The following is a 26,076-nucleotide window of genomic DNA, read 5'->3' as shown; positions in this document are numbered from 1 at the left end:
CGTCCTGTTCTCGCAGCATCCCCTGTTCTGGTGGCGGGGCGGTGCGCAGGAACGAGCGGCGCGCGACCGGCCGGGCCCGAGGTGCCGCTCGTGCATGACGGAGCGGCCCGCACCGCGCCCGGGCTCGCTGCGAGTCAGTCCAGAACGTCGCCCAGGTCGTACGAGCTCACGGTGTCGAGCTGCGCGAAGGTGCACGAGCCGGCGTCGCGGTCGGGGCGCCACCGATCGAACTGCACCGTGTGCCGGAAGCGCATGCCCTCGAGCTGGTCGTAGCGCACCTCGAGAACGCGCTCGGGACGCAGCCGCACGAACGACACGTCTTTGGACGCCGAGAAGCGCGAGCGGTCGGTCTCGCCGGTGACGGCGGCGCCCTCGTCGTCGCGCTCGACGTACGGCTCGAGCTCGTCGATCAGCTCGCGGCGGCGCTTGTCGGTGAAAGCCGACGCACCCCCGACGCCGTGAAGTCGACCGTCGTCGTCGTAGAGCCCCAGCAGCAGGGAGCCGACGCCCTCGCCGGACTTGTGGATGCGGTAGCCGATCAGCACGACGTCGGCCGTGCGCGCGTGCTTGATCTTGAACATCGTGCGCTTGTTCGGCGCGTAGGGCTGAGCGAGAGGCTTGGCGATCACACCGTCGAGACCGGCGCCCTCGAACTCGGCCAGCCACCGGCGCGCGAGGTCGGGATCGTCGGTGGTGCGGGTGACGTGCACCGGGTGCGGCACGTCACCGAGCAGATCGACGAGCTGCCTCCGGCGCTCGGAGAACGGCTCGTTCTGCAGGTCGCGCTCGCCGCGGGCGAGGAGGTCGAACGCGATGAACATCGCCGGGGTCTCCTCGGCGAGCAGGTTCACCCGGGATGCCGCGGGGTGGATGCGCTGCGAGAGGGATTCCCAATCCAGCCGTTGGGTGCCCGGTTCGCCGCGCGCCACCACGACCTCGCCGTCGATGAGGCACGGCTCGGGGAGCAGTCGCGCGAACGCCTCCACCAGTTCCGGGAAGTACCGGGTGAGAGGCTTCGCGCCCCGGCTGCCGATCTCGACGTCGGTACCGTCCCACGAGACCAGCGCACGGAAGCCGTCCCACTTCGGTTCGTAGCTGAAGCCCCCGTCGACCTTGGCGTGGTCGGGAACCTCGGGCACCGACTTCGCCAGCATCGGTGAGGGGATGTCGTAGGACACGGTCGTCAGCTCTCGTCGCCCGCGAGCGGCACAGGGTCTTTGCGCTTCTTGCGGCGGGCCCACTCGGCCGGCTTGTCGGAGCCGTTCCAGACGGTGATGATGCCCCAGACGACGGCCGTGAGGGGCACGGCCAGCAGGGTGCCCAGGATGCCGCCGATCGCGGTCCCGCCGGCGAGCACGACCAGCACGACGAACGAGTGCAGCTTCATCGACCGGCCCATGAGGACGGGCTGGAGGAAGTTGCCCTCGAGCTGGTTGACCACGACCACGATGCCGACGACCACCAGGGCGATCACCCACCCGTTGGTGACGAGAGCGACGAGCGCGGCCAGGATGCCGGCCGTCACGGCGCCGACGATCGGGATGAACGCGAGCAGGAAGACGAGCACGGCCAGCGGGAGCGCCAGCGGCACACCCAGGACGGCCAGGCCGATGCCGATCCCGATGGCGTCGACGGCGGCGACCGACGCCGTCCCGCGCACGTACGAGCCGAGGACGGTGACCGTCTTGTCGCCGATGCGACGCGCGCGCTCGTAGTCGCTGCCGTGGAACGGGCGGAGGACGAACTCCCACATGCGCGGGCCGTCCTTGAGGAAGAAGAACAGGATGACGACCATGAGCACGAAGCCCGTGACGAACGAGGCCACGGCGCTGACCCCCGCGAGGGCGCCGGTGCCGAACTGCGCGCTCGTGACGAAGTCGCCGATCGCCTGGACGGCCTGGTCGACCTGATCGGGCGAGATGGCGAACGGCAGGGTGTGGTACCAGTCCTGGGCTTTCTGGAATCCTTCGACGGCCTGCGAGCTCAGGGTGTCCCACTGGTTGATCACGGCGTTGACGACGAGCCACCCGAGGGCCGCGAGTACGACGACGACCGCGAGCAGCGTGAGCAGGGTCGCGAGGACCGCCGGGACGCCCTTGCGTCGCATCCACATCGTGACCGGCCCGAACGCCGACGCGAAGATGAGCGCGAGGATCAGGGGGATGATGACGAGCGTCACCTGACGGATGCCCCAGATGACACCCGCGACCAGCACGACGACGATGATGATCTGCACCGCGCGTACGGCGAGACGCCCGAACCCATCGGCCCACAAGCTCTTCGGCGGCGTCTGCACGGTCTCGGCGACGGCTTCGACCGCGCGACGCGGCGCGGGATGGCGAGAGAAGAGGCCCATGCGACGACGTTAGCGGGAGGTCCCGACATCGTCCGCGCGGCTTGCGCGGGTGGGGACCGGCGGATAGGGCGGCGATCCGTGAGACCCCGGCGCGGACGACCGAGAGCGATCGCGGCGCCGGGGTCTCGGCATCCGGGGTCAGACGAAGGCGCTCATGCCCGTGATGTCGCGGCCGAGAAGGAGGGCCTGCACGCTCTCCGTGCCCTCGTAGGTGTGGATCGCCTCGATGTCCGCCATGTGCTGCATCACGCCGTTCTCGAGCAGGATGCCGTTGCCGCCCAGCAGGTCGCGCGCGATCGACGCCACCCGGCGGGCCGCGCGCGTGTTGTGGTACTTGGCGAGGGAGGCCTGGGTGGGTCGAAGGCCGCCGGAGGTCTCGAGGTCGGCGAGGCGCCGGCAGTACAGCTGCATCGCGGTGAGTTCGTCGAGCATCTGCGCGAGGCGCTCCTGGACCATCTGGAACTTCGCGAGGGGCTTGCCGAACTGCATGCGCTCTGTGGCATACGTCCGCGCGATCTCGTAGCAGGCTGTCGCGTGGCCCAGGGCCGACCACGCGACGCCCGAGCGGGTGGCGAACAGCACGACCGACGCGTCCTTGAACGTGCGGGTGCCCGGGAGCACGGCATCCGCGGGGAGACGCACGTCGTCCATCACGATGTGGGCCTGATGGATGCCGCGCAGCGACACCTTCCCGGTGATGACGGTGCCCGTGTAGCCCGGGGTGTCCTGCTCGACGAGGAAGCAGCGCACGTTGCCGTGGTCGTCGCCGCCCTCGTCGTCGACGCGGGCCCAGACGAAGGTGATGCCGCCGGAGGCGCCGTTGCCGATCCACTTCTTCGTGCCGCTCAGCGACCAGCCGTCGGGGGTGCGGGTCGCGGTGGTCTCGAGCGAGACGGAATCCGAACCGTGGTCGGGCTCCGTGAGCGCGAAGGCGCCGAGGACGGTGCCGGCGGCGAGGGGGGTGAGCCAGCGCTGCTGCTGCTCGGGCGATCCGTAGAACGCCAGCGTGCGCAGCGCGAGGCCGCCCTGCACGGCGAGGGCCGTGGCGAGCGACCCGTCGTGGCGCGAGATCTCCATGTTGACCAGTCCCGCGGCCAGGGGAGAGGTGCGCGGAAGGTCGGGGTGCTCGATGCCGTCGGTGAACAACTCGAGCTCGCCCATGCGCCGCACGAGGTCGATCGGGTAGGTGGCGGCATCCCACTCGCCCTGCATGCGCTCGCCGACCTCGTCGGCGAAGGTCTTCGCGGCATTCCACGCGGCGCGGTCGGCGTCGGGGATGTCGGCGAAGACGGCGTAGTAGTCGGTGTCGCGGCGGCCCAGCAGGTCGTAGTGGGCGACGCGCTCTCCGGGGAGGGCGCGGGCATCGGCGTCGATGGTCATGGTTCCCAGTATCGCTCACGCTGATACTCGGTGTCACGCCGTGGGGGTTTCTCACGGCAACCCCTCGCACTCGCACCGCGTGCGCGCCGACGCGCTTCTCGAGTGTCCAGGACACGCCGCATGACGCCGCCGCGAACGGCGTGTTCTGGACACTCGACCGGGGGGATGCCGGGGCGGCGGTTCGGGAGAAGCGCCGAGTGTCCAGGACACGCCGTATGGCGCCCCGGCGAACGGCGTGTCTTGGACACTCGACAGGGGGTGGGACCCGCGGCTCGGGCAGTGCCGCGCCGCGGCGAGGGAGGCGGCCCCGGGTCAGTCGCCGAGCGAGGCGCGCAGGCGGCGCGTCACCTCGGCGGCGGGCATGCGGCGCGGGAACGCTGCCACGATGAGGTCGTCGCCCGACGCGTCGTCGCCGTCGGCGTGCACGCCGTAGCGACGCAGCACGTCGTCGAGTGCGCGACGCAGAACGGATGCCGGCACCCGGGCGCCCCGCATGAGCCGGCGCAGCACGTGGTTGTGCACCGCCGTGACCAGGGCGGCGAAGCCGACGGCATCCAGGGGGTCGAGGCCGGGGAGGGCCTCGCGGAGGTATTCGTCGAAGAGGCGTTCGTAGCGGAACACCGTGACGATCTCGCGGTCGCGCAGATCGGGGATCTCCCGCACGATCACATAGCGACGGCGGGCGAGCTCGGGGTCGGCCGCGAAGTGGCGGAACACCCGCACCGACGCCTCGCACACCGCGGCCCACGGGTCGTCGTGCGGCTGCGACAGATAGGCGCGCGTCTCGGCGAGCAGCACCTCGTGGTCGGCGAAGACGACGTCTTCCTTCCCGCCGAACTGCCGGAAGAACGTCGAGCGCGACACCCCCGCGGCCTGCGCGATCTGCTCGACCGAGGTCTGGTCGTAGCCGTTCGCGACGAAGAGGTCGATGGCGGCGGCGACCACGGCCGTCCGGCTCGGCGGGGCAGGGGTCTCGCTCACGTGATGAGCCTAGGCGTCGGAGGCCGGAGAATCGCGCGATTCCCGACCGCGGGCGGTGAGCTCGTCGCGGACGGCTTCTCGGACGACACCGGAGACCGCGGAGAGGGCGACGGCGGCCATGACCACGACGAAGACGAGCGAGGTGAGTGGGTCCACCCGTCCACGCCGTCACGGCGAGGGCGTCGGCGCATCCGCCACCCGCGGCTAACCGAAACCACCGCCGGGGGCAAGTGGATGCCGAGACCTCCGCCCCCGCGATGGGATGGACCGCATGACCTCCCCCCTGTGGCTCCGCGATCAGACGCCCGTCGAGGGCACCCCGTTCGAGTCCGGCGCACGGCACGACGTCGTGATCGTCGGCGCCGGCATCACCGGCTTGTCCACCGCCGTCATGCTCGCCGAGGCCGGCGTCGACGTCGCGGTGGTCGATGCGGGCGGGGTGGGGCAGGGGGCCACTGGCGCGTCCGTCGGCATGGCATCCCTGCTGCAGGGGACGACCCTCGCGTCGCTGCGGAGGCACCATCCGGCGAGCCTGGTGCGCGCCTACGTCGACGCGAACCGCGCGGGCCTGGAGTGGCTCACCGAGCGCGCCGGCGACACCGCGGACCGTCGAACCGCCTTCACCTTCGGGCGGGGCATCGCCGCGGATCCCGCCCTCGACGCCGTGCGCGACGCGGCCCGCGAGGCCGGTCTCACCCTGCACGAAGACGCTCCCGCCGACCTCGGCGGACGCACGCCCGTGCGCGCCCTCGCGCTCGACGATCAGCTGGCCCTCGATCCCGTCATGCTGGCGCGCACGCTTGCTCGCACCGCGGTGGACGCGGGTGCGACCCTGCACACCGGTATCCGCGTGACCGATGTGCACGCGCTCCCCGCCGGCCGCGTCGAGACCGACCGCGGCCCGCTTCTCGGCGACACGGTCGTCCTCGCGACCGGCACGCCCATCACCCGCCGCGGCCTCTACGACCTGAAGACCCGGGCCCTGCGCTCGTGGGCGATCGCCTTCGAGCTCGAGGGGGATGCCGAGGCCCCCGGCGGCATGTGGAGCGAGGTGGGCGTCGACGGGCGCAGCGTCGTGGCGGCCCCGTCGTCGTTCGGGCGTTCCGCGCTCATCGTCACCGGGGCGCGGCATCCGGTCGGGTCGGCATCGTCGGAGGTCGCGCTCGCCGAGGGGCTCGCCGCGTGGGCACGCCGGACGCTCCCCGTCGGCGCGGAGATCGCCCGCTGGTCGGGGCAGGACTACCAGTCGCACAACCTCGTGCCGTTCGTGGGCGGGATGCCGCGCGGTCTCGGCCGCCTGCGTTTCGCCACGGGATACGCCGGGTGGGGCATGACCAACGCCCCGGCGGCGGCGATGCGCCTGACCGCGGAGATCCGCGGCGTCTCGCGCAGTGGACGACCCGAGTGGATGCGGACGATCGGCACGCGCCTGACCGTGCCCGCCGATCTCGGTCGAGGGATCGGCGAGGCCGCGCGGCGTGCCCGGGTGGCCGCGATGGCGCTCGCCGAGGCGGTTCCCGCGCCGACGAAGAGACCCGCGGAGGGCGCCGGACTCGTGGCCCGCCAGGGACTGCGCACGGCCGCCGTCTCCATGATCGACGGACGCACGCGCGCGGTCACCGCGCCGGCGCCGCTGACGTGGAACGACGCCGAACGCACGTGGGACAGCCCCGTCGACGGCTCGCGCTACGCCCCCGACGGCACGCGGGTGGAGGGCTCGGCGTCGGCCGATCTGGGCGCGTCCGTTCGCGGGTGAGGGGCGATTCGCGTCCTCCGGTGACGCGCGACTCCGGCGCATCGGTCGCTCGCGCGCGGGATCGACGCGTTCCGGCCGCCGTCTGCCGGAGTCGTGCCGGCGGGGCGGTCAGCTCTTCGCGCCGGTGAGCGCGAGCGCGCCGCCGAGGCCGATCATCATGACGCCGCCGGTTCCCGACAGGGCCGACAGGCGCTTCGGCGAGCGGGCGAACCACGTGCGGGCGGTGCCGGCTGCCAGGGCCCAGGTGCTGTCGCAGATGAGCGCGAGCACCTGGAAGATGAGCCCGAGCACGAGCAGTTGCGACCACACCGCCCCCGCGTGCGGATCGACGAACTGCGGCAGCACGGCGACGAAGAACGCGATCGTCTTCGGGTTGGTCACGCCGACGACGAAGCCCTGCCGCAGCAGCGTCCACCTCGATCGCGCGGCCGGGCGGGCCGCCGCCAGGTGCGCGTGGCGATGGCGGATGGCCTGGATGCCGAGCCACACGAGGTAGATCGCGCCCACGATCTTCAGCACGGTGAAGGCCACGATCGACGACGCGACGATCGCGCCGACGCCGAAAGCCGTCGCGAGGATCGCCGGGATGTTACCGATGGCGTTGCCGACGACGCTCAGCACGCCCGCGCGGCGTCCGAGGGCGATGGAGCGACCGATCACGAAGAGCACACCCGGTCCCGGGATGACGATGAGCACGAGCGATGCCAGAACGAACGCGGGAAGGGTGGCGAGCGGAGGCATGCGTGCAGCGTACTGCTCCGGCGTATCGCGGACGTGTCGTCCCCCAGCCCGCGCCCGCGGGGCGCGCGTGAGGGGTCGAGAATCGTCGCTCCCGTGGCCGCCGGGCGACAAAATCTGACCCCTCACACGCGGAGCGGGCCCGCGCGCGCTACGCGGGCACGGCCTCACGTGCGAGCAGTTCGGTGATCCGGCCGACGCAGCCGCCGCAGCCGGTTCCGGCGCGGGTCGCGGCTTTGACGCACCCGACCGTCGGCTCTCCGGCGGCGGCGGCCTCGCGGATCGCGCCGGCGCTCACGCCGTTGCACCAGCACACCGTGGCATCGGCCGCGAAAGGGTCGGCGACCACGGCCATACCGGCGTCGGGCGCGTCGAGTCGCAGGAGCGACGACCGATCGGCGGGCAGCTCCGAGCCCCGCTCGAACAGCAGGGCGAGTTCGGCGCCGGTGCGCGGCATCCCGACCGCGACGAAGCCGGTGAGGACACCGTCGACGGTGACGAGTTTGACGTACGCACCGCGCGCGGGGTCGGCCCAGATCGTGACCTGCGGGCCGTGGCATCCGGGAGCGTGCGCGAAGGGGTCGGCGTCGACGACGCCGCCGGCGACCACGTCGATGCCCTCGGCCTTGAGCATGACGACGCCCGGGCGCTCGGCCGGTGCGGGCGCCGAGGCTCCGGACGAGAGCAGCGTCGCGAGGCGGTCTGCCTGGCGCCAGCCGGGGCCGATCAGTCCGCTCGGCCCGCCGGGGACGCGTCCGTCGGGCGCCGCGTCGGCGGGGTCGGCGACGTGCGCGCAGTCGCCGATGGCGAAGACGTTCTCGTCGGTCCAAGAGCGGGAGGAGCCGTCGACGAGCACGCCGGCTGACACGGAGAGTCCGGCCCTTGCGGCGATCTCGGTGCGCGCACCCACCCCGCACGACAGCACGAGCAGGTCGCCCGCGAGCACGCGCCCGTCGGCGCAGACCAGGCCGTCGAACCACGCCTGCCCGTGGTCGTCGTAGCGGTGCACGATGCTCTCGGCCCGCGCGTGGTGCCTCATCTCGACCCCCGCGGCCACCGCGGCGGCGGCGAGGACGCGCCCGCCGTTCTCGTCGAGCGTGCGGTTCATCGGCGCCGCGGAGTGGTACGCCACCGTCACTTCGGCGCCCGCCTCGGCCGCGGCGAGGGCGAGCTCCATGCCGAGCACCCCCGCGCCGAGCACGACGATCCGCCTCCCGGCCGAGACCGCAGCGCGCACCACCTCGGCGTCGGCGAGGTCGCGCAACGCCACGACACCGCGCGGAAGGTCGCCGTCGAGGGCCGCGGAGCGTCGCACCCCGGCGAGCGTCGGCACGTTCGCGCGGGCGCCCGTCGCCAGCACGAGTCGGTCGTAGGCCAGACGGATGCCGTCTTCCAGCCGCACCGAGCGGAGCGTGCGGTCGACTCCGGCCACCGCGACCCCGAGGAGGAACCGCGCTCCCGCCTGTTCAGCGACGCGACGGTCGCCGAGGTCGAGCCCGGCGCGATCCATGCGTCCGACGGCATATTCGGCGACCAAGACGCGGTTGTACGCATCGTGGGGCTCGGCGCCGACGACCGTCAGGTCGATGCGCCCCTCGCGCACGGCGGGCAGCAGACCCTCGACGAGCCGCGCTCCGACGGGGCCGTAGCCGACCAGCACCACGCGTTCAGGCATGGGTTCCCTCCTCGATGCGAACAGGGTCCGGATGCGCCGAGACCACCACGGACCCCCGCGGGAACGCGGGCACGGGCACAGCGGCCTCCGGAGCCACGCGCACCCGCGTGCGCTTGAACTCCGGCATGGCCGACGTCGGGTCGACGAGCGCCTCGGTCAGCCGGTTGGCGCACTCGTCGCCCGCGTAGTGGAACGGCAGGAAGACGGTGTCGTGGCGGATGTCGGTCGTCACCGTCGCCCGCGCCCGCACCACGCCCCGCTCGTTCGACACGAGGACGACCGCATTCTCGCGGATGCCGAGCCGCGACGCCGTGGCCGGGTGGATCTCGAGCCGCGCCTCGGGGCGGGCCCCGTTCAGCTCGGCGACCCGCCGGGTCTGCGTGCCCGACTGGTACTGCTGCAGGTAGCGGCCGGTGACGAGGGTGAGCTCATCTCCGCGATCCGTGGGCGCCGGGGGGGTGGCATCCACCGCCACGAGACGCGCGCGGCCGTCGGCGTGGGCGAAGCGCCGGGTGAACGGTCGCGGGGTGCCCTCGGAGCGGTACGGCCAATACGCCTCGATTCCCGTGTCGAGCAGCGCGTGCGAGAGGCCCGAGTAGTCGGCGATGCCGCCCTCCGAGGCTCGGGCGAGCTCGTCGAACACCTCGGCCGGATCCGTCGACCAGGTGGATGCCGCGCCCAGGCGCCGCGCGATCTCGGCCAGGATCCACAGCTCGCTGCGGGCGCCGTCGGGTCCGGGGAGCGCTCGGCGACGGCGGATCACCCGACCCTCGAGGGAGGTCATCGTGCCCTCCTCCTCCGCCCACTGCAGCACGGGCAGCACGATGTCGGCGAGCTCCGCGGTCTCGGAGAGGAAGAAGTCGGAGACGATGAGGGTGTCGAGGGCGGCGAGCCGCGAATGCACGGCATCCACGTCGGGCGCCGACACCACGACGTTGGACCCGGCGACGAGCAGCGTCTTCACCGGCCCGCCGAGTTCGGCCAGAAGAGCGGTGGCCGGGATGCCGGCATCCGGGATCTCATCGGGGTCGATGCCCCACACCCCGGCGACATGGCGGCGGGCGTCGGGGTCGCGGATGGAGCGGTAGCCGGGCAGTTGGTCGGCCTTCTGGCCGTGCTCGCGCCCGCCCTGGCCGTTGCCCTGCCCGGTGAGGGTGCCGTAGCCCGAGCCCTCGCGGCCGACGAGCCCCAGCACGAGGGCGAGGTTGATCGCGGCGGTCGCGGTGGCGGTGCCGTCGACGTGCTGTTCGACGCCGCGTCCGGTGAGGATGTACGCGCGCCCCGCGGCGAGGCGCCGTGCGGTTTCGCGGAGCTGCGCCACGGGGACGCCGGTGGTCGAGGACGTCCGCTCCGGCCACCACGCCCCGACCGATCGCCGCACCGCGTCGAACCCCGTCGTGCGCTCCTCTATATACGCGCGGTCGAGGAGGTTCTCGGTGATGACGATGTGCGTGAGGCCGAGCAGCAGCGGAAGGTCGGTGCCGGGAGCGGGCTGCAGGTGGTTTCCGGCACCGTCCTCGGTGAGGCGCGCGGTGGCGGAGCGGCGCGGGTCGACGACGATCAGCCCGCCGGCTGCGCGCGCCCCGGCGAGGTGGGCGAGGAACGGCGGCATGGTCGCGGCGACGTTCGAGCCGAGCAGCAGGATCGTCGAGGCGTCGTCGAGGTCGGTGACGGGGAAGGGCAGGCCCCGGTCCATCCCGAAGGCGCGATTGGATGCCGCCGCCGCCGACGACATGCAGAAGCGGCCGTTGTAATCGATGCGCGAGGTGCCGAGCGCGACGCGAGCGAACTTGCCGAGCTGGTACGCCTTCTCGTTCGTGAGACCGCCGCCGCCGAAGATGGCGTTGGCGTCGGGGCCGTGCGTGGCTTTCGTGTCGCGGAACGCCGCGGCCACGGCATCCAGTGCTTCATCCCAGGTGGTCTCGGCGAGGGTCCCGTCGGGGCGCCGCATCAGTGGCATCCGGAGTCGGTGGGGGGATGCCAGGAGCTCCGCCGACGTCCAGCCCTTGGCGCAGAGCCCTCCCCGGTTGGTGGGGAAGTCGCGGCCCGTGACCGTCGTGGCGCCCGCGTGGCTGACGGTCATGGCGCACTGCAGTGCGCAGTAGGGGCAGTGGGTGTCGGCGGAGCTCATGGGGTCAGATCCGCGTTCCGGTCTTCTTCGACATCCGCAGGTAGACGCCCGCGGTGAGGGCGAGGAACGCGACGTACGCGAGGGCGAACCAGCCGAGGGCGGGGGTGTACGAGCCGAACGTCGTCTTCGAGAAGCCGAGCAGCTGCGGGATGAAGAAGCCGCCGTAGGCGCCGATCGCCGAGATGAGGCCGAGGGCCGCGGCGGCCTTGCGCTGCGCGCCGACGCCGCCGTTGGCCTTGAGGGCGAAGATCGTCGGGATCATGCGGTACGTCGAGCCGTTGCCGATGCCCGCCGCCGCGAACAGCACGAGGAAGCACAGCAGGAAGATCGCGAAGTTCTGCATCGGCAGGGTGAGCATCACACTCAGGATGCCGAGCCCCATCACCGTGAAGGCGCCGATCGTGATGACGGTTCCGCCGAAGCGGTCGGCGAGCTTGCCCCCGTAGGGGCGGGCGAGCGAGCCGACGAGGGCGCCGAGGAAGGCGAGGGTCACGGTCGCGGTACCGATGGCGATTCCCTTGAAGTCGGGGAACGTGTCGGCGAGGAGTTTGGGGAAGACGCCCGCGAAGCCGATGAACGAGCCGAAGGTGCCGATGTAGAGCAGCGAGAGCACCCACATGTGCGGCTCTTTGAGAGCGGCGAGGGATGCCGTGATGTCGGCCTTCGCGGCGGAGAGGTTGTCCATGCGGAGGTACGCGCCGACCATCGCGACGAGGATCAGCGGCACCCAGATGAGGCCCGCGAGCGGCAGGTTGAGGGTGGCGGCGGCGCCGACGGTGATGACGATGGGCACGACGAACTGCGCGACCGAGGCGCCGAGGTTGCCGCCGGCGGCGTTGAGTCCGAGGGCGTATCCCTTCTGCGCGGCCGGGTAGAAGAACGTGATGTTCGACATCGAGCTGGCGAAGTTGCCCCCGCCGAAGCCGGCGAACGCGGCGATCAGGAGCAGGAGGCCGAAAGGCGTCGCGGGGTTCGACACCGCGATGGCGAGCCCGATGCTCGGGATGAGCAGAAGAGCGGCGGAGACGATCGTCCAGTTGCGGCCGCCGAAGCGCGGAACCATGAACGTGTAGGGGATGCGCAGCGTCGCACCGACGAGGCTCGGCATGGAGATGAGCCAGAAGATCTCACCCGTCGACAGCTGGAATCCCGCCGCAGGCAGCGACACGACGACGACCGACCACAGCTGCCACACGACGAAGCCGAGGAACTCTGCGAAGATCGACCACCGCAGGTTGCGGGAGGCGATGGCCTTGCCCTCTTTCGCCCACTGCGTGGCGTTCTCGGGGTTCCAGTTGTCGATCCAGCGGCCGGGGCGGTGTTGTAGCTCGGCGCTCTCGGCCTCGGGCGCTGCGGCTGCGGGCGGCGTGGCGGTTTCGGGGCGCGGGTCGGTGACGGTCACGGGGGCCTCCGGTGGGCGATGCGGGGGAGGTGCAGCGCCTCGCATGGGCGGGGCGTGCCGTCAGCGTAGGGAGGAGGGGTTTCCCGGGAGGGCGTTAGCGGGGGCGGGGAGGTAACGGTTGGCTCACCCCGCGGGGCGGGGTGGGAGAGGGGGAGTTTACTTGGGCGTTACATCGACAGCGGTCCTTCTTAGGAGGGCTCGGTGCCATCAGGGGCACTGCTTCGCTGCGAACTCCGCTCTCGAGGCGACTGCTCGCTTGGTGGCGCGTTGTGCGCGCTCGGCGCCGCTGACGTTTGACCCTGGGAGGGCAGCTCAGGTCGGGCCAGCCCGCTTTGCCTATGCAGTTTGTTTCTCTAATCCAGGAAAAGATAGTGTCGAGCAACCGGCCGGGGTCGATTTGTCCGAGGGGGGCCAATGATCGAGAAGTGTGCACTCGCTGTGATTACTGAGCGAGGTAGGAATGTCATCTCTCCGACGTGGAGCGATCTCGACGATGAAGAGGAAGATTTTCTTGTTCGTCACGTCGATCGGCTGAGGAAAACAACGAACGCGTCCGAAACTCGAGGTCGTTTTCGGCCGGATTCGACTCTTGAGGATGACTTCACTACTGCGCTGACAGCCGACAGAGCTCAATTCGTCGAGACCGCAGGTCGTCTAGTGCGACAGCTTGCAGACGCCATGCAGGGGGTCAACTCATCGTCATGTGTGGTCGCCCTCGTCGTCGAGGCTCGACGTGGAGCCGCAGATCGCACTGTCAGCCTGCTAAAACTCGACGCCGAGGTCGAGGCAGCCCAGCTTGACCGCAGCGGCGAGGGCGTGCGCCTCAGAGTCTTCAAGGACCTATTGCCTCGCCCCGGAGACATACAGAAGGGTCTTTCGTGGCCAGATCCACGAGCGCCTCATTCCAATCTCGTCGTCCTAGACGCCGTCGTTGAGGGGACAGCGAAGTACTTTCAAAATGCTTATCGCATCGATGCTTCGCCGAACGCGCGAGTCACCGAGAAGGCGTTGATTGAGCAGCTTTCCGAGTTGCCGCCAACTCGCATCGCTGCAGCTGCCGCAGCTGTCGGCAACGGTGGTGACGCTGAGGTAGTAATCGAGCGGATCCGTGCTCAGGTGCCGACCTTTCACGCCACCGCGCCGGAACTCGGGGCCGGGGGATCGATGCCCGGAATGATCCGTCCCCAATTTGCCCTCATTGCAAAAAAGAGCTTCGAGGCCGATGACATCGAGCTCAAGTTGCCTCTGGCGCGGTTGGCTCAAGTTCGAACGTCGCAAGTCGGGACGGACTATGAAACAGTCATCCGTACGAGCACGCCGCTCACGCCGGTCCAGCCATCCGATGTCGGTAGTACGCCCTAACGTCAAAGCGTGGATGAGTTTATAGGAGCACTTCGAGAAACACGCGAGTGGAGCGCATCGGTCCGCATCTTGGGAGCAAGCGGTTGGACTGTCACCAGGAACCTGAGTTCCGTCTCGATTGTCAAGTCTGGTGATAACCCTGCCAAGATGCTGGCTGATTTGAACAATTCGCTTGGCCAAGTGGGGAGGATCGCGGCTGAAGGGAAGTTCGGCGAAGCGTCATTGGTGGTCCAGATGGCGGCGGGCGCGAACCCAGTTGTGTCTCGTCGGAGCCCCGTCGACTACCTGCAAACTTTCAGCCGTGAGCTGATTGATACGGCGACCGATGCTTGGGCTGGCGACGCGGATGCGGCCCTCGCCTTGCCGGGTAGATGGACCGTCACCCTCACCCACGATCTCGCATCGGCTTTAACTACTGCCGAGCCGTCGGTGACGTGGCGAGTGCTTCCGGAAGTCTCCAGCGTCGAAGCGCTTCTGGTGGATGTTCCGGTATGGGCCCTCGGACCCACTTGGGATGCGGAGAAACCTGCAATCTTCCTGGTCGAGAACCTCGAGGAAGGGAACGTACTTCACCTCGGTCGATCAGCAATTGTGCCGCTCTCGTCTGCCACGGACAGTTCTCAGGCAAAACAAATATTCGCTCGAAGCGCAGCGAGTCAACGGCGAGTGCCTAACTGTCCCGAAGCGGCCAGCCCAAAGGCCTTGACTCCGACGCTGAGGACCGGACTGAGGCTAGTCGATCTCGAAAGAGCCGCGTGGAGGAGGTGCGCGACCATGTCGTGGGTCGCCCTTTCGACGAAGGTCGAAATTCTCCGCGCCGACGGCGCGCTCGTTGTCGAAATCTTCGGACTCCAGCGGGTGACTCATCGCCTCGAGCGTGCAGTCGTTGAGGTGGACGAGTATCAAGCTCGACGAGCGTACGAAATGTGGGAGTGGGCGAGCGCGCCTGATGCCGTCGACCAGCGTTTGGCTGTGCAACAGGTAGCGAGCCTTTATCGGGACCAGCCGCCATGGGAGCGGAGTGCGGATGTCTACGAGGCCGCCGCTGCTGTGTTCGCCACTCTTCGCCGAGATGCTGTGAGCGAAGTTCTTCTTTCGAGGAGATCCGCACGGACGCTAGCTCTGGACATCGCAAATCGAACCACTGAGCAAGTCGTTGCGGCGGCTCGTGTCGCAATTGAGCGGTCAGTCGCCTCACTTCTGGCGATTGGAGGCGTAATTATCGCGCAGACCACCAAGGTGCTGACGGATGGTCAGGCTCAAGATCTGCGCATCCTGTTGTTCTTCTTCCTTATCGGATTGATCCTGTGGAACGCTGCGGTCGAGGGGCCGCCGCTGAGCGCTCCGTTAGATAACTTGCGGAAGGACCTTCGGACCGTTGCTGACCTTCTGACAGATTCGGAACGCGACGAGATCCTGCGGTTGGAGTCCATAGTTTCCGCTCGTAGAACAGTGTTCAGGATCCGGCTAGTGGTCCCGGCTGTATATGCGGTCGCAGCTCTCGCAGCGCTGCTAGTTCGATAGTGCGCTGGAACGCTCAGGGCGAGCGAAACTGGCTAACCTCCAGAGCGTCGCGGTTTCCCCGCTGTTACGCCCCACTACGCCCCAGATCGCCCGTCCCCGCGGCATCCCGTAGCTTCATCACACCAACCACTCCGAAGGCAGGTGAAGCCATGTCCCGCACGATCTCGTCGACAGTCCACCCGATCCAGCGCTGCATGGCGGCCTCGAACCCGTCTGCGTGGTGGGACGGCCTCGTCACCGAAGCCGACGGCTCGACCGCGACGATCGCGCCGCTGAACGGCACGACGGTGCGGCTGCGGATCATCGGCCCGGCCGTCGACATCGCGGTGGGGGAGCCGGTGGCGTACCACCCGGTCGCCGAGCTGCTCAGCGCGTCCGCGATCATCACGACCGCGCGCGCCGCATAGCCGAGCGGCCGCCGACGAAACGTCAGCGGCCGCAGTAAAGAACAGAACTCAAGCGCTCATCGACGCCATCATGGCCTCGCACTTCATGACCATGTCGTCGCAGGCCATGGCGCAGTAGCGGCACATCTCGTCCATGTCGCCGTGGGCGCGGCACTCGGCGGCGCACGCCTTGCCCATGGTCATGCAGGCGGTCATCATGGCGCTCATCACGTCCATATTCATGCCGGCCGGACGCATCATCATGTGCATCGTCGCCTGAGCCATCTCGACCATGTTCGAGCACATGGCGCAACAGGTCGCCATCTCGGGGCCGTGCATCATGTCGCTGCCGGCGCACATCGCCGCGGCCATCGCGCACGCGTTCAGGGACTGCATGCATTCCTGCATGGCATCCATGTCCATGGTCATCTCGCCCATGTCCATCGACTTCATCATGGCCATCGTGTCCATTGCTTCTCCCGAGTGCTCGTTGTGACGGAGGGACCGGATGCCGCGAAGGGACTCCGGCGTACGGGCGATGCTACGCCGGAGGCGGTGACGGTCGACAGTGCCCGCGGCAGGTTCATCAGGTCGTGTAATGCCCATCTACCGGTGACGTCGAACGCCCGCCGCGGGCGATGAGCGTCCACCTTCACCGAACGCGGATGCCGACCGACCTCAGTTCCATTCCGGCGAGCCGCTGCACGACCTCGCGGTCGCCGCGGCGCCAGGCGCCGAGGGCGTCGGGGCCGACCTTCGCGATGGCGGCCACCTTCTGGTGGGTGAGGGCGCGGAGCGCGAGGAGGTCGGAGTCGAGACCGGCGCGCAGCTGAGCGCGGGTGCGCGTCGCGCGCGTGACGAAGCGCAGGCGGGGAAAGAGCCACACGAGCAGCACGATCAGGATCGGCAGGCCGGCGACGCCGATCCCGAGCACGGTCGCCGCCTGCAGCACGAGGTCTTGTTGCGTCTGACCGGCCGAGGCGAGGGTGTCGCCTGCGGAGCCGGCCGTGTCGAAGGGGGCGCTGATGCCCGACCCGATGAGGGGGACGCCGCTCAACCGGGCGCCGACATCGGTCATCGACGATCGGAAGTCCGCGCCGGCGGTCTGCATGTCGCGCCCGAATTGCGCGAGTCGGCTGACGGTGGAGAAGACCGTGATCCCCGTCGCGACGCTCAGCGCGATGAGAACGAGGGCGACGACGTCGACCGTCACCTGACGCACCCGCTGCGCCGCGAAGTCGGAATACAGTTTCACGTCGTCACTCTCGCACGGGATACCGCCGAGACGCGTTACGCGATGCGCCGGAATCGCGGACCGGAATAGCCGTCGCGTTCGACGGACCCGGTGAACATCTCGACCGGGCGCACCCAGTACGAATAGTCGTCGTAGAGCTTTCGGTAGGAGACGAAGATCTCCTCGGTCTCGGAATGCCGGGTGATGCCGAAGACCTCGTACCGCTGGCCTTTGAAGTGTTCGTAGATGCCGGGTTCGATTTCCACTCTCCGACCATCCTTCCCCCGAACGACGCGTCAGCGCGCACGGTCTCGGTGTCCGAGTCTGCCAGCAGCAGCGGCTTCGCCGAGCGAGCGAACCTTGGCACTACCTCCATCCCCTGTCGAGGTACTGCGTCGTTCGCCGAAGCCGTCCTACCGTCGCCGCCGACCGGGAGGACGTGATCATGATCGATCGCATCGAACACATCTGGGGCACGCGCACGCCGTTCGCGCAGGGGGAGCGGTGGCCGGTGCGCGTCGACCTGAAGCTCGCCGACGGGCTCACGGAGGACGACGTCGACCGGTGGGTGCAGTCGGCGTGCGTGCTGTGCAGCAACGGGTGCGGCACCGACATCGCCGTGAAGGACGGGCGGATGGTGGGGGTGCGCGGTCGCCCGATGGACATCGTCAATCACGGGCGCCTGGGTCCGAAGGGACTGTTCGGCAGTTGGCAGGGGATGACGAGTCCCGACCGCCTCACCCGACCCATGATTCGCGTGGACGGCGAACTGGTCGAGACCGACTGGGACACCGCGATGACCCGGATCGTCGAACGCAGCCAGAATCTACTGCGCGGGAAAGGCCCACTGACCCACGGCTTCTACAGCTCGGGGCAGCTGTTCCTCGAGGAGTACTACGCCCTCGGCATCATCGGCAAGGCGGGCCTGGGCACCCCGCACATGGACGGCAACACCCGGTTGTGCACGGCCACGGCTGCGGCATCCATGAAGGAGAGCTTCGGTTCCGACGGCCAGCCCGGTAGCTATGCCGACATCGACGAGTGCGACGCCATCTTCCTGTTCGGACACAACATGGCCGAGACGCAGACCGTGCTGTGGACGCGCGTGCTCGACCGCCTCGCCGGCCCCAACCCGCCGCGCGTGGTGTGCGTCGATCCGCGGTTGACCGAGGTCGCCCGTCGCGCCGACGTGCACCTTCCGGTGCGACCGGGCACGAACCTCGCACTGATGAACGGACTGATCCGCGAACTGCTCACGAACGGCTGGATCGATGAGGACTACATCACCGCGCACACCGTCGGCTTCGACGAGCTGAAGACCACGGTCGAGCCGTGGACGCCCGAGGCCGTCGCCGAGACCTGCGGCGTCGACGCCGACGACGTGCGCGCAGCCGCCCGGATCTTCGCGCATTCGCCGCGCGTGCTCTCGACGGTGCTGCAGGGGTTCTATCAAGCGTCGGATGCCACGGCATCCGCGTGCCAGGTCAACAATCTGCACCTGCTCACCGGCAGGATCGGGCGACCGGGTGCCGGGATCCTGCAGATGAACGGGCAACCGACCGCGCAGAACGCGCGCGAGGCCGGGGCGGACGGCGACCTCCCGGGGTTCCGCAACTGGGAGAACCCCGAGCACGTGCGCCAGCTCGCCGAGCTGTGGGGTGTGCACGTCGATCAGATCCCGCACTGGTCGCCGCCGACGCACGCGATGCAGATCTTCCGGTACGCCGAGCAGGGGAGCATCGAGTTCCTGTGGGTGCAGGCGACGAACCCGGCGGTGTCGATGCCGCAGGCGGAGCGGATCCGGCGCATCCTCGCGAAGCCCGAGCTGTTCCTCGTCGTGCAGGACCTCTACCTGACCGAGACGGCGATGCTGGCCGACGTCGTGCTGCCGGCGGCGGGATGGGGCGAGAAGCAGGGGACGTTCACCAACGTCAACCGCACGGTGCACCTGTCGGAGAAGGCCGTCGAGCCGCCGGGGGAGGCGCGCAGCGACCTCGACATCTTCCTCGACTACGCCCGGCGCATGGACTTCCGCCGCGACGACGGCGCCCCGCTGCTCGACTGGATCGGGCCCGAAGACGGCTTCCGCGCCTGGCAGGAGTGCACCCGCGGGCGGCTCTGCGACTACACCGGCCTCAGCTACGACAAGCTCCGCGGCGGCAGCGGCGTGCCCTGGCCGTGCAACGACGAGCACCCCGACGGGACGGTGCGCCTGTACGGCGACGGCGTCTTCCCCACCGACCTCGACCGCGCCGAGACCTACGGGCACGATTTGCTGACCGGGGCGACCATCGGACCGGTGACCTACAAGGCGATGCGCGTGGACGGCCGCGCGATCCTCAAAGCCGCGGCCTACAACCCGCCGCACGAGTCGCCGAGCGCGGACTTCCCCCTCCAGTACTCGACGGGGCGGACGGCGTACCACTTCCACACCCGGACGAAGACGGGGCGCACGCGGCAGCTGCAGCGCGCGGCGCCCTCGGCGTGGGTCGAGTTGTCGCGGACGGATGCCGCGGAGCGCGGCATCCGCGAAGGCGACCTCGTGCGGGTGACCTCGGCCCGCGGAGAGATCGTCGTGCCGGCCCGTGTCGGCGACGTGCGAGACGGGTGCGTGTTCGCGCCGTTCCACTACGGGTACTGGGAGGAGGGGCGATCGGGGCCCGGTGGGCATCCGACCGCGGCCAACGAGCTCACGATGACCGAGTGGGACCCGGTGTCGAAGCAACCTCTGTTCAAGGTCGCGGCGGTGGAGGTGCAGAAGGTCGCGGACGGGGTGGCGCCGGCGCCGGCGCCGACGACGACGGCATCCCGTCCGGCCTCCTCCGTGCCCGCCACCGTCGGCGGACCCGAGGGGGAGGCCCAGGAGTCGCTGCGGCCTGTCGAGCCGCCGCAGATCGCGACGGGGGAGGAATCGTGAACCTCGCGTCGTACCTCGGGCTGCTGCACGCAGGGGAGGACGTGCTCGCGCAGTCGTTCCGGCAGCTCGCCGACGGCCACGGCGACGAACCCGACGTCTTCCACCTCTCGCACACGCTGGCGCAGCAGTGCGACGAGCACGTCCGCCGGCTCGCCCCGGTCGTCGAGCGGTACGGCGAGGAACCGGATGCCGAACCCGAGCGCTTCCACGCGGAGGCGATGAACGAGAGTCGGGGCGGGCCCCTCGGGCTGCTGCGCGACCTGCAGGACCTGCATGCTCTCGTGGCCTTCGTCGACACGACGTGGACGGTGGTGAAGCAGGCCGCCCTGGCTCTGCGCGACGAAGAACTGCTCGCGATCATCGAGGACTGCGAGGCGCAGACGAAGACGCAGCAGGCCTGGCTCTCGACGCGGCTGAAGCAGGCCGCCCCCCAGGCGCTGCTCGTGGCGTCATGATGAAGCGGGTCGGCGCGCGGCTGCGGCAGCGACCGAGCGGTGCGGCCTTGTATGCAGGGGTGCTGTCGCTGGTTGCGCTCGCGCTCGCCGGCGCGGTCGGGCTCGCCACCCGGCAGCCGTGGCTGTTCCCGAGCCTCGGGCCCACCGTGATGCTGTTCTTCGAGTCCCCCGAGACGCCGTCTTCACGCCCGCGGAACGCGCTCGTAGGGCACGGGGTGGGGCTCGTCGTCGGAGCCGCGTGCTTCTACGCCCTCGGGCTGAACGGGCAGCCGCCCGTGCCGTCCGGGGGTCTCACCGCGAGCTACCTCGCCGCGGGAGCCCTCTCCGTCGCGACCACCACGGTGGTGCTGACGTTGCTGAAGACGCCCCACCCGCCCGCGGGGGCGACGACGCTGATCGTGAGTCTCGGCATCCTGACCCAGCCGACGCAACTGGCCGCGATGGCGGGGGCGATCGTCCTGGTCACTGTGGCGGGGTGGGGGCTGAACAGGCTGCTGCTGGGGAGGGAGCACGAAGGAGGATGAGCTCAGCCGGTACCCCTCCCGGCGGACCGTGGTGCCAGGGTCACGGCCGCAAAGAGCAGTCGACCCACCGGGATGCGAAGGATCGGTTACCTGTGCGTTTCCCGAGTGCAAGAATCCCTGACACCCCGAATCCTGGCGCGCGAAGGAGCGGCCGATGTTCTCGCTGACCGGTGTCCACCTGCATCCGACGTGGAAGCGCGTCGAAGACGACTTCGTGATGGGCGCGTGCTCGCGTCGACTGTTCGGGTACGTCAGTCGGGATCCCGAGGGCGTGTGGAGCGCGTTCGACGAGGAGGCGCGCGTCGTCGCAGCAGGTGTCGACCTCCGGGAGGTGTCCGAGGCCTTGTGGGCGCATCATCTCGCGACGCACGACGACCACTGCGCCCCCGCCGGCGAGGCGCCATGGTGGCGCCGGCCGATCCGCGTCGCGCGCGAACGTCACGTCGCCTCAGCGCGGTGACCGCTCGGCCCGCGCGCCCCGAGGGGTGAGCCGGGCCGCGGCGCAACCCTCGGACGAGGTCGCGACGAACGGCCCTACGGTGACCGATGTGACGCAGCCCACTCCGACGCTCCACACGGTGAACGACCTCGCTCTCCGGTCGTTCTCAACCCGGCGCGCGAACGCTCCCATCTACGTCCTCCTCCACGGCATCGGCATGTCGCACCGGTACCACGCGCGCTTGCACGCGCAGCTGGCGACGGATGCCGAGGTGCACTCGATCGACCTGCCCGGCTTCGCCGGACTCCCCAAGCCGGGCCGCAATCCCGGCATCCGGGACGTCTCGGAGGCCCTCGGGCTCGTGCTCGATCTGCTGGACGTGCGGGACGCGGTGGTGGTCGGGCACTCGATGGGCGCGCAGTGGGCGGTCGAGCTGGGCGTGCGGCGGCCCGACCTCGTCGGCGGGGTCGTCGCGTTCGGGCCCGTGACCGATCGCGCACGGCGCGGGCCGTTGACGCAGGCGGCGCTGCTGGCGCGCGACTCGGCTCTCGAGCCGCCTCGCCTCAACGGCATCGTCGTCACCGACTACGCGCGCTGCGGACCCGCCTGGTACGTCCGTCAGGCCCGGCACATGCTGAGCTACCCGATCGAGGACCGCGTCGCGATGCTGACCGTGCCCCTGCTCGTCGTGCGGGGAGGAACGGACCCGATCGCGCGACAGGCTTGGGCGGAGCTCCTGGCCGCGCGCGCGGCCGACGGCGAGGTGGCGGTGATCCCGGGCCATCGTCACCTGGCGCACTTCACCGCACCCGCGGCGTCGGCGGAGCGGATTCGGGCCTTCGCCGCGGCGAAGGTGCGCCCTCCGCTGCCGTGAGGGCGGCTCGTCGTCGCCGGGCGTGAGGTGTGACTCGACTCAGCGAGCCCTGTCATCCCTCTGGCCGCGGGGAATGGTCAGCCCGACGGCCAGGCCCCCGACGATGAGCGCGATCGCCAGGAGCCCGATCAGTCCGGGGAGCACGATCGTGGGGGCAGCGGCTTGCTCGGCGATGTCGAGGGAAGGACCGATCTCGTCGAGCCAGATGCCGTACGCGGTGCCGTCGATGATCAGCAGCACGATGATGGTCATTCCGATCGCCGCCGTGAGCAGCCCCCACACTGAACCTCGCATCCCCGCAGCCTTGCAGGATGCGAGCGAGATGCGAAGCCGAAAGAGCACGAGGCGCTAGGCGGAAGCACCCGGGACGCCGTGGTCGTCATCGTGTCGCGCCCGATGGAGGGGCGAGAAGAGGATGACGAGGGCGGCGACGGCGAAGACGATCGCGGCCACGCCGAGGGCGACGGGATAGCCGAAGAGGGTCACGAGGAAGCCGGCGGAGAGCGCTCCGAAGAAGAAGATGACGCGGTTGGCGGTGCGGATGGTCGAGTTCATCCGGCCCTGTAGGAAATCGGGGGCGACGGCCTGTCGATAGCCCATTTCATTGGCATCCTCGATCCCCTGCGAGAGGGCGTAGAGGAACTGCACGGCGGCGAGCAGGGGCAGGAGAAGCGCGAGGGACGTCGTCGCGGTGAGGGGGAGGAGCGCCAGCGCCAGCCAGGGTGCGACGGTGAGGGTGCGCCCGAGGAGAATCGCACGTCCGGCCCCCAGGCGCGCGCCGATGCGGGGGGCGACGACCGCGCCGAGGAAGCCGCCGACCCCGCCGACGGCGAGGATCAGACCGAACGCCCACTCGGGCACGCCGAGCTCCCGCAGCGTGAAGACGCCGAAGAGCGTCGTCACGATGCTGTGCGCGAGGAACCACGTGTGCACAGAGAGGGCGAGCGGGCGGAGCGTGCGATGCCGGTAGGTGTACCGCACTCCCTCGACGATGTCGTGACCGAGATGGCGACCGAGCGGGCGGGGCTCGGCCCGCGTCTCGGTCACGCGAATACGCGACTGCAGCAGCGCCGAGACCGCGAGCAGGCCCGCCTCGACGAGGAACAGCACCGGCGCGCCCACGAGGGTGAGCAACGCGCCGCCGAGGGCGGGGCCGGCTGTGCCGGCGACGGTCGCACTCTGCCCGAGGCGGGCGTTCGCCATGACGAGGGACCGCCGGGCGACCAGATGGGGCAGAAGCGGTTGCGCCGCGGAATCGGCGAACAGCGTGAGGACGCCCAGCGCCAGGACGACGACCGCGAGCGATGAGAACGTCAACGTGTCGGTGAGCAGGAGCACGGGGATCGTCGCGAGCACCACCGCCCGGCCGACGCTCGTCAGCACCAGCGTGGGCTGGCGTCGCCACCGGTCCATGAGGGCGCCGATGATGAGCCCGAGGAAGAGGTACGGCACGACACCCAGGGCGCTCAGGATGCTGATCTGCATCGGCGTCGCCTGGATGACCGTGACGATGAGGACCTGGAAGGCGACCCCGGCGATCGCCGTGCCGAAGGCGCGGAGGGTCGTCGCGCTCCAGAAGAGCGCGAATGCCGGCGTGCGCAGGACTTCCGCCGGCCCGACGGGCCCGGCTGGTCCCGCGGCGGCGTTGCTCACACCGACCAGCCTAGGCGGGGGCCGATCGAGCGGTCCGTCTCTCGAGCGGTGTGCACCCCGGCGACGAGGCCTCTCGCGGAACCGCGGGGTGAGAGCCTTCCGCTTCCGCCGGCGACGGCATGATCGTGTGACGGGGTCGGCACAGGCAGGACAGATGCGCGGAGTCCGACCCCGCAGATTGTTCGGCGGTCGTCGGCGCGAACCGCGCGAATCCCCGGGAAGTGGTTTCAATGAGAGGATGAATGCGTGACCGAGGAGATCCCTTTTCCGCCCCGACGCAACGCCGCCGTTCTGCAGGAATGGGTCGACGATTTCCTCGCGGCCGGCAACAGCAATGGCGCCGACATCGTGGTCGCGCAGCAGGACGGCGAACGCACCAATGACACGGGTCTCGTCATCATGCGACTGCGCAAGGCGCGCGCCAGCATCTACATGGAGCCTCGCGGTTTCGACGACCCGGCGTGGGAGATGACCCTCACGGCCCGACCGGAGGATCTGACGGCACCGCCCCACGAGATGGGCGCACTGGGGGCCGAGATCGTCGTCGCCGCCAACCTCTGCACCTACCTGCAGTACCGTTCGCTCGAGTGGGACCGCAACAGCGGTCGACACTGACGACGACGCCCGTCCGCCCGGGTTGCCGCCCTCAGCTCTCGTGCAGCACGGCCGTGAGCTCGGGCAGCAGGTCGCGCGCGAGGAAGCCGATGCCGACGCGCTCGGTCAACCGGTCTCCGGCGCGCGCGTGCGTCCATCCGCCCCACACGGCCGCGCGCTCGGCATCCATCCCCTGCGCGGCGAGGCCCACGATCGCACCGGACAGCACGTCGCCGCTGCCCGCCGTGCCGAGTCCCGACCCGCCGGGCTCGGCCTGCCAGCAGCGGCCGTCGGGATGCGCGACCGTGCCGAAGCAGTGCACCACGGCGTCGTAGCGCTCGGCGATCTCGGAGATGTCGGCCGCGCGGTCGCGGCCGAGGTCTCGCTCGAGCAGCAGCTCGGCCTCCTCCTCGTTCGCGTTGATCAGCAGGTCGGGCGGCAGCAGGCCGCGATCGAAGGAGGGCAGGATGCCGAGCGCGAACGCGTCGAGCACGAGCCGGGCCACCTCGGCTTCGGCCACGGCGTGCAGCGCCGCGCGGGTGGCATCCGGGTCGTCGAAGCCGGGGCCCAGGAGCACGGCGTCCGCGGAGTCCAGCGCCGAGTGCAGGGAAGCGTCGACGGGATCCGAACCGGTGGGCAGCTCGTAGACGCCGGCCTCGGGCATCGCGGGGCCGAGGCCGGCGGCGACTCCGGCGGGCGCCGCAATGCCGACGCGACCCGCTCCCACGCGCAGCGCGGCCTCGGCCGACAGCAGCACGCCGCCGGGGGAGCGGCGGGACCCGCCGACCACGACGATCTGACCGCGCGACTTCTTCGAGCCGCCCGGGTCGGGCACGCCCCACGCGCGGAGGAACGCCAGGGTGACGGGTTCGGGCATGGTCTTCGCGGGCATGGTCTTGTCAGGCATCGTCTTCTCCGGAGTGCACGGTGACATCGGCGCCCTCGCTCTCGAGGTGGTCGACGGCCGAGAACGTGACCAGCTCCCACCCCTCGTCGCCCCGAACGAGCTCGGTCACGGACGCGTTGCGCACCGTGTGCGTGGAGGCGAACGCCAGCAGCTTCGCCTCGTCGAGGGGGAGCAGCACGTAGAGCATCAGCATGATGACCGCATCGTGCGCGACGACGAGCACGGTCGGCCCGGGTCGATCGAGGGCCTCGCCGAGGAACGATCGCAGCCGCAGGGCGACGTCGGCCCATGACTCCCCGCCCGGGGGTCGGTGGAAGAACTTGCCGAGGTGCCGTCTGCGCGCGGCCTCCTCCGGATGCAATTCCTCGACGCCCTTCGCGGTAAGCAGGTCGAGGATGCCGAGTTCGCGGTCGCGGAGTCGTTCGTCGACGAGCGCGTTCGGCGCGGGGGATCCGCTCGCGACCGACAGCGTCTGCAGGGCGCGGCGGTAGGGCGACGACCAGTACTCGTCGATGCTCGACTCGGCCCCGCGGAGCCACGTGCCGAGCGCCTCGGCCTGTTCGCGTCCGACCGGGGAGAGCTGCACATCGGCGTCGCGGGTGTCGAGCGCGATCACCGGCGAGCCGTCGCGTTCCGCCTGGGATGCGGCGACGTTCCCGTCGCTCTCACCGTGTCGGACGAGCCAGAGTCGGTTCACTGCCATGGCGGCACGGTAGGTCGACATCGGCGGTCGGCGCGCGGGCGTTGACAGCGGCCCGGCCTGACGGCGTTCCTCCGACGACCTCCCC

General features: G+C 70.1%; 26 protein-coding genes. 10 read left to right on the top strand and 16 right to left on the bottom strand.

The genetic code is table 11. The annotated features are described in order from the left end of the window. Window positions 1-134: 134 nt before the first annotated feature. From AB0230_RS03625 to AB0230_RS03605, 5 genes are all read right to left on the bottom strand, one after another. A complete protein-coding gene (locus AB0230_RS03625) occupies window positions 135-1,178 on the bottom strand; it encodes an ATP-dependent DNA ligase (protein WP_366374023.1) in 1,044 nt (347 codons plus the stop codon). A 5-nt stretch (window positions 1,179-1,183) separates the two neighbouring features. Beyond that, window positions 1,184-2,356, bottom strand: coding sequence for an AI-2E family transporter (locus AB0230_RS03620; protein WP_315993490.1), 1,173 nt, complete (start codon window positions 2,354-2,356; stop codon window positions 1,184-1,186). Window positions 2,357-2,494: 138 nt separating this feature from the next. Continuing rightward, on the bottom strand, window positions 2,495-3,736 hold the full coding sequence (locus AB0230_RS03615; protein ID WP_366374021.1) for an acyl-CoA dehydrogenase family protein: 1,242 nt from the start codon (window positions 3,734-3,736) through the stop codon (window positions 2,495-2,497). 312 nt (window positions 3,737-4,048) lie between these two features. Next, entirely contained in the window at window positions 4,049-4,717 is a 669-nt protein-coding gene (locus tag AB0230_RS03610; protein WP_363386759.1) for a TetR/AcrR family transcriptional regulator, read from the bottom strand. 9 nt (window positions 4,718-4,726) lie between these two features. Next, window positions 4,727-4,873, bottom strand: coding sequence for a hypothetical protein (locus tag AB0230_RS03605; RefSeq protein WP_363386756.1), 147 nt, complete (start codon window positions 4,871-4,873; stop codon window positions 4,727-4,729). A gap of 115 nt (window positions 4,874-4,988) precedes the next feature. On the opposite strand from AB0230_RS03605, the gene AB0230_RS03600 reads away from it, so the two are divergent. Further along, entirely contained in the window at window positions 4,989-6,473 is a 1,485-nt protein-coding gene (locus AB0230_RS03600; protein ID WP_366374019.1) for an FAD-dependent oxidoreductase, read from the top strand. A gap of 108 nt (window positions 6,474-6,581) precedes the next feature. Here the strand turns inward: AB0230_RS03600 and AB0230_RS03595 are convergent, their stop codons facing one another. The 4 genes from AB0230_RS03595 to AB0230_RS03580 form a co-directional block, all read right to left on the bottom strand. Next, window positions 6,582-7,214 (bottom strand): LysE family translocator, encoded by a 633-nt coding sequence (locus tag AB0230_RS03595; protein WP_366374017.1) that lies wholly within the window; start codon window positions 7,212-7,214, stop codon window positions 6,582-6,584. Between the two features lie 148 nt (window positions 7,215-7,362). Further along, window positions 7,363-8,886: an FAD-dependent oxidoreductase gene (locus AB0230_RS03590; RefSeq protein ID WP_366374015.1), complete on the bottom strand. Its 1,524-nt coding sequence runs from the start codon at window positions 8,884-8,886 to the stop codon at window positions 7,363-7,365. Next, on the bottom strand, window positions 8,879-11,017 hold the full coding sequence (locus AB0230_RS03585) for a molybdopterin oxidoreductase family protein (RefSeq protein WP_366374013.1): 2,139 nt from the start codon (window positions 11,015-11,017) through the stop codon (window positions 8,879-8,881). Before AB0230_RS03585 ends, AB0230_RS03590 begins: the two co-directional genes overlap by 8 nt. A gap of 4 nt (window positions 11,018-11,021) precedes the next feature. Then, window positions 11,022-12,419, bottom strand: a complete 1,398-nt coding sequence (locus AB0230_RS03580) for an MFS transporter (protein ID WP_366374011.1) — start codon at window positions 12,417-12,419, stop codon at window positions 11,022-11,024. A gap of 414 nt (window positions 12,420-12,833) precedes the next feature. Here AB0230_RS03580 and AB0230_RS03575 point away from each other — a divergent pair, with 414 nt between their 5' ends. The 3 genes from AB0230_RS03575 (at window position 12,834) to AB0230_RS03565 (ending at window position 15,712) form a co-directional block, all read left to right on the top strand. Further along, window positions 12,834-13,781 carry a hypothetical protein gene (locus tag AB0230_RS03575; protein WP_366374009.1) on the top strand — a complete coding sequence of 316 codons (948 nt, stop codon included), beginning with the start codon at window positions 12,834-12,836 and terminating at the stop codon, window positions 13,779-13,781. 9 nt (window positions 13,782-13,790) lie between these two features. Beyond that, complete coding sequence (locus AB0230_RS03570) at window positions 13,791-15,305, top strand: hypothetical protein (RefSeq protein WP_366374007.1); 1,515 nt, start codon at window positions 13,791-13,793, stop codon at window positions 15,303-15,305. 149 nt (window positions 15,306-15,454) lie between these two features. Beyond that, entirely contained in the window at window positions 15,455-15,712 is a 258-nt protein-coding gene (locus tag AB0230_RS03565) for a nuclease (RefSeq protein ID WP_315993480.1), read from the top strand. Window positions 15,713-15,760: 48 nt separating this feature from the next. Here AB0230_RS03565 and AB0230_RS03560 read toward each other — a convergent pair whose 3' ends face one another. From AB0230_RS03560 to AB0230_RS03550, 3 genes are all read right to left on the bottom strand, one after another. Beyond that, the gene (locus AB0230_RS03560) at window positions 15,761-16,162 is read right to left on the bottom strand and encodes an aldehyde dehydrogenase (protein WP_366374005.1); all 402 of its coding nucleotides are present in this window, start codon (window positions 16,160-16,162) and stop codon (window positions 15,761-15,763) included. 181 nt (window positions 16,163-16,343) lie between these two features. Then, a complete protein-coding gene (locus AB0230_RS03555) occupies window positions 16,344-16,946 on the bottom strand; it encodes a hypothetical protein (protein WP_366374003.1) in 603 nt (200 codons plus the stop codon). A 35-nt stretch (window positions 16,947-16,981) separates the two neighbouring features. Beyond that, window positions 16,982-17,191, bottom strand: a complete 210-nt coding sequence (locus AB0230_RS03550) for a DUF1653 domain-containing protein (RefSeq protein WP_363578102.1) — start codon at window positions 17,189-17,191, stop codon at window positions 16,982-16,984. A gap of 179 nt (window positions 17,192-17,370) precedes the next feature. Here AB0230_RS03550 and AB0230_RS03545 point away from each other — a divergent pair, with 179 nt between their 5' ends. From AB0230_RS03545 to AB0230_RS03525, 5 genes are all read left to right on the top strand, one after another. Beyond that, window positions 17,371-19,842 carry a nitrate reductase gene (locus AB0230_RS03545; RefSeq protein WP_366374000.1) on the top strand — a complete coding sequence of 824 codons (2,472 nt, stop codon included), beginning with the start codon at window positions 17,371-17,373 and terminating at the stop codon, window positions 19,840-19,842. Further along, window positions 19,839-20,297 (top strand): hypothetical protein, encoded by a 459-nt coding sequence (locus AB0230_RS03540; RefSeq protein ID WP_363578106.1) that lies wholly within the window; start codon window positions 19,839-19,841, stop codon window positions 20,295-20,297. Before AB0230_RS03545 ends, AB0230_RS03540 begins: the two co-directional genes overlap by 4 nt. A 59-nt stretch (window positions 20,298-20,356) precedes the next feature. After that, the gene (locus AB0230_RS03535) at window positions 20,357-20,821 is read left to right on the top strand and encodes an HPP family protein (protein ID WP_315993474.1); all 465 of its coding nucleotides are present in this window, start codon (window positions 20,357-20,359) and stop codon (window positions 20,819-20,821) included. A 154-nt stretch (window positions 20,822-20,975) separates the two neighbouring features. Further along, window positions 20,976-21,281, top strand: coding sequence for a hypothetical protein (locus AB0230_RS03530; protein WP_315993473.1), 306 nt, complete (start codon window positions 20,976-20,978; stop codon window positions 21,279-21,281). Between the two features lie 88 nt (window positions 21,282-21,369). Further along, window positions 21,370-22,134, top strand: a complete 765-nt coding sequence (locus tag AB0230_RS03525) for an alpha/beta hydrolase (protein WP_366373997.1) — start codon at window positions 21,370-21,372, stop codon at window positions 22,132-22,134. Between the two features lie 39 nt (window positions 22,135-22,173). Here the strand turns inward: AB0230_RS03525 and AB0230_RS03520 are convergent, their stop codons facing one another. Together AB0230_RS03520 and AB0230_RS03515 are read right to left on the bottom strand one after the other, a co-directional pair. After that, entirely contained in the window at window positions 22,174-22,428 is a 255-nt protein-coding gene (locus tag AB0230_RS03520; RefSeq protein ID WP_363386723.1) for a hypothetical protein, read from the bottom strand. 54 nt (window positions 22,429-22,482) lie between these two features. Continuing rightward, window positions 22,483-23,787, bottom strand: coding sequence for an MFS transporter (locus AB0230_RS03515; RefSeq protein ID WP_363578112.1), 1,305 nt, complete (start codon window positions 23,785-23,787; stop codon window positions 22,483-22,485). 246 nt (window positions 23,788-24,033) lie between these two features. Between AB0230_RS03515 and AB0230_RS03510 the strand changes: the two genes are divergently transcribed. Further along, window positions 24,034-24,402 carry a hypothetical protein gene (locus tag AB0230_RS03510; protein WP_315993469.1) on the top strand — a complete coding sequence of 123 codons (369 nt, stop codon included), beginning with the start codon at window positions 24,034-24,036 and terminating at the stop codon, window positions 24,400-24,402. A gap of 31 nt (window positions 24,403-24,433) precedes the next feature. Here the strand turns inward: AB0230_RS03510 and AB0230_RS03505 are convergent, their stop codons facing one another. Together AB0230_RS03505 and AB0230_RS03500 are read right to left on the bottom strand one after the other, a co-directional pair. Further along, complete coding sequence (locus AB0230_RS03505; RefSeq protein WP_366373994.1) at window positions 24,434-25,288, bottom strand: ADP/ATP-dependent (S)-NAD(P)H-hydrate dehydratase; 855 nt, start codon at window positions 25,286-25,288, stop codon at window positions 24,434-24,436. Continuing rightward, the gene (locus AB0230_RS03500; protein WP_366373992.1) at window positions 25,281-25,991 is read right to left on the bottom strand and encodes a histidine phosphatase family protein; all 711 of its coding nucleotides are present in this window, start codon (window positions 25,989-25,991) and stop codon (window positions 25,281-25,283) included. The genes AB0230_RS03505 and AB0230_RS03500 overlap by 8 nt, the downstream gene beginning before the upstream one ends. Window positions 25,992-26,076: the final 85 nt, after the last annotated feature.

Source organism: Microbacterium sp. NPDC089190 (assembly GCF_040701795.1).
GTDB classification, from domain to species: domain Bacteria; phylum Actinomycetota; class Actinomycetes; order Actinomycetales; family Microbacteriaceae; genus Microbacterium; species Microbacterium galbum.
Note: the sequence above shows the minus strand (reverse complement) of the source record. Positions and strands in the feature narration are given on the sequence as shown.